This is a genomic window from Aquicoccus sp. (assembly GCF_041686535.1).
Lineage (GTDB): Bacteria > Pseudomonadota > Alphaproteobacteria > Rhodobacterales > Rhodobacteraceae > Aquicoccus.
This window is the reverse complement of record NZ_JAWLDS010000193.1, coordinates 1-2,580: the sequence shown is the minus strand read 5'-3', so window position 1 is coordinate 2,580 and position 2,580 is coordinate 1. Positions and strand designations below refer to the sequence as shown.

Sequence of the window (2,580 nt, the reverse complement as noted above, 5' to 3'; positions counted from 1 at the left end):
TTGGTGGACAAGTACATGGGAGCGCCGGCGTGATGGCGGATGGAGGCGCTGTCGCGCAGCCCGCCGGGTTGGGCGAGATGAAGCGGGTCCCCATGCTCAATGCGTGGGTGCATGATGTCTCCATGGACGCTTTGGTCGAGCACCTGCGCGAAGGGGTGTTGCTGACCCTGCATGTCGACATGATCATGAAGCTGCAGACCGACCGCGAGTTCCACGATCTGCTGGACCGGTTCGACGTGATCACCTGCGACAGCCAGATCATGTATTTCGCAACCAAGTTCCTCGGCACCCCGGTGCGCGAGCGGGTCTCGGGGTCGGATTATTTCCCGCGATTCTACATGCGTTACGCCGAGGATCCGTCAGTCACCATCTTCCTGATGGGCGGCAAGCCCGGCATCGCCGAGAAGGCGGCCGACAATATCAATCGCAAGGTCGGGCGCCGGATGATCGTGGGCACCTGTGCGCCGGCTTTCGATTTCGAGACCGATCCGGACGAGATCGAGCGCATGATCGCCGCCGTCAACGACAGCGGCGCGAGCGTCTGTCTGGTCGGACTGGGCGGCGGGCGGCAGGAAAAGTTCATCATGCGCTACCGCGACCGCATGCCCGGTGTGCGGCTCTGGCTGCCCCTCGGGGGCACGATCGACTATGAGAGCGGCGGCTTCGCCCGCCCGCCTGTCTGGGTCACCGAATGGGGGTTCGAGTGGCTCTACCGGCTGATGAAGGAGCCCCGCGCCCGGTTCCACCGCTATGTCATCCACGAGCCGCCATTTCTCTGGGCGGTGCTGAAGCAGAAACTCGGCTGGTATCGGGATCCGTTGGCGTAGATATGCGATTGCGGCAGATCGCAGGTCCGATTCCGGTCGCCGCTTCCATCACTGTTTCGGCTGCCACTCGGCCCCTGCGAGCCTGGCCCAGTACCCGGCAAGGGCCAGGCGCGTGGCCGGCACGATTTCCTTGAACCGCCCGTGCCGGATGGCCCCGAGGGCCGCCATGTGCTGTCCGTGGCCATAGCGCGCCAGCCATTTGCGCCGGGCGCGTTTATAGAGGACGGGATCGGGCGACGTGCCCTTGGGGCCGATGTTCATCTCGAGCGCCATGAGATGGCCGCTGGAGTTGGTGAACCTGTTTTTGATACCCTGGTTGGGGTGCCTACGATACTCCATGACAAACTCCGGATACGAGATGATCTTTCCCAGTCGAGCCAGTCGCATGTTCAGATCGATCTCGTCTCCCGGGCGCAGCGTCTCGTTCATCCCGCCAACCTGTTGCACCTCAGAGCGGCGATACAGGCACTGGGACGGGCAGGGCGTCACCGTCATGGCCAGATCTTCCAGCGTGACGTCCTGATCGGGGACGATACTCTTGCCGATACGGGCACCATCCGTGGAGATGACGTGGTTGGATCCGAACACCATGACGGCCTCGCGATGCTGCTTCATCACGGCGAGATGATGCTCGATCGCACGCGGGAGCAGGCGGTCGTCGGCATCCAGAAACAGGACGAATTCCGTCCCGGCCATGGCCAGCCCCGTGTTCCGGGCCGCACAGGCCCCGCCATTCCTGCGCCGGACCACCTGAACTGACGGGGTGGTGGCGGCCACTTTTTCTGCGACCGCAAAGCTGTCATCGGACGATCCGTCGACGACGACGACGATGCTTTCCGGCGGATCGGTCTGGTCCAGTGCGGACTGGAGTGTCTCTTCAAGGAAACTGGCGGAATTGTAGGCGGGAATGACCACGGTTACGGATGCCATGTTGCGACGATCTCCGGTGGGTTCGGCTTCATCCTGAATCTTCAGGTGTCGCGGACACAGAGGCTTTTCCCGCGAAAATGTCAAGCAATCGGTCGGTTGCGTCTTGCCAGGTATGCGCGGTGGCGGTTCGGCAGGCTGCCGCGGAACGGTCTTGCCAGTCTGCATCGGACATATCCGCCAAGCGCTGGATTTCACCGGCAAAGGCCTCTGGCGTGCCGGGCAGAAGCCTGCCGTTGACCCCGTCGATCAGGTCCGGGGCTGCCCCGGCGCGGGTGGCCAGAACCGGGGTCCGGCAAGCCATCGCCTCGAGAATGGGCAAGCCGAAACCTTCCTTCTCGCTGGTGAAAAGCCAGGCATCGCAGGCCGCGTAGATGCCGGGGATGTCCTGTTGCGCCGGGTTTTGATGATACTCCACCCAGTCGGGCAGCGGCAGGGCGGCGTCGGGGGCCTTGCCCCCGAAGGCCTTGACGCGCAGATCGGGCAGACGCGCCTTGGCCAGTTTGATGGCCTCGATCGCCAATGCGATGTTTTTCCGGGGCTTTTGCGTATAGAGAAACCCGACTGTGACGGCATCGTTCCGGTTTCGCGCCGTTACTGCAAATTGATCGAGATCGACCGCATTCGGTATCACATCGATGACCTGCGCCCCATGGTTGGTTTCAATTTCGGTCCGGATGTAATCCGAGACGGCGATCTTCCGGAGCGGCAGGTGATAGGTGGCGATCACGCGGTCTGCGGGGAGGTTCGGGAAAACCTCGTAATCCTGAAGAAGGTAGAACTTCTCGCCCTTGGACCGGGGTAGCGTGGCCACATATTCCGCGGT

3 protein-coding genes are annotated in these 2,580 nt (G+C 62.8%); 1 reads left to right on the top strand and 2 read right to left on the bottom strand.

The genetic code is table 11. The features are described 5' to 3' along the window. Window positions 1–827 (top strand): WecB/TagA/CpsF family glycosyltransferase (locus tag ACESL9_RS17870; protein WP_372675421.1); only part of this gene is annotated, 827 nt, incomplete at its 5' end. 48 nt (window positions 828–875) lie between these two features. Here the strand turns inward: ACESL9_RS17870 and ACESL9_RS17865 are convergent. Both ACESL9_RS17865 and ACESL9_RS17860 read right to left on the bottom strand, forming a co-directional pair. Continuing rightward, on the bottom strand, window positions 876–1,757 hold the full coding sequence (locus tag ACESL9_RS17865) for a glycosyltransferase family 2 protein (protein WP_372675420.1): 882 nt from the start codon (window positions 1,755–1,757) through the stop codon (window positions 876–878). A gap of 28 nt (window positions 1,758–1,785) precedes the next feature. Further along, the coding region (locus tag ACESL9_RS17860) for a glycosyltransferase family 4 protein (protein ID WP_372675419.1) at window positions 1,786–2,580 on the bottom strand (795 nt) is incomplete at its 5' end.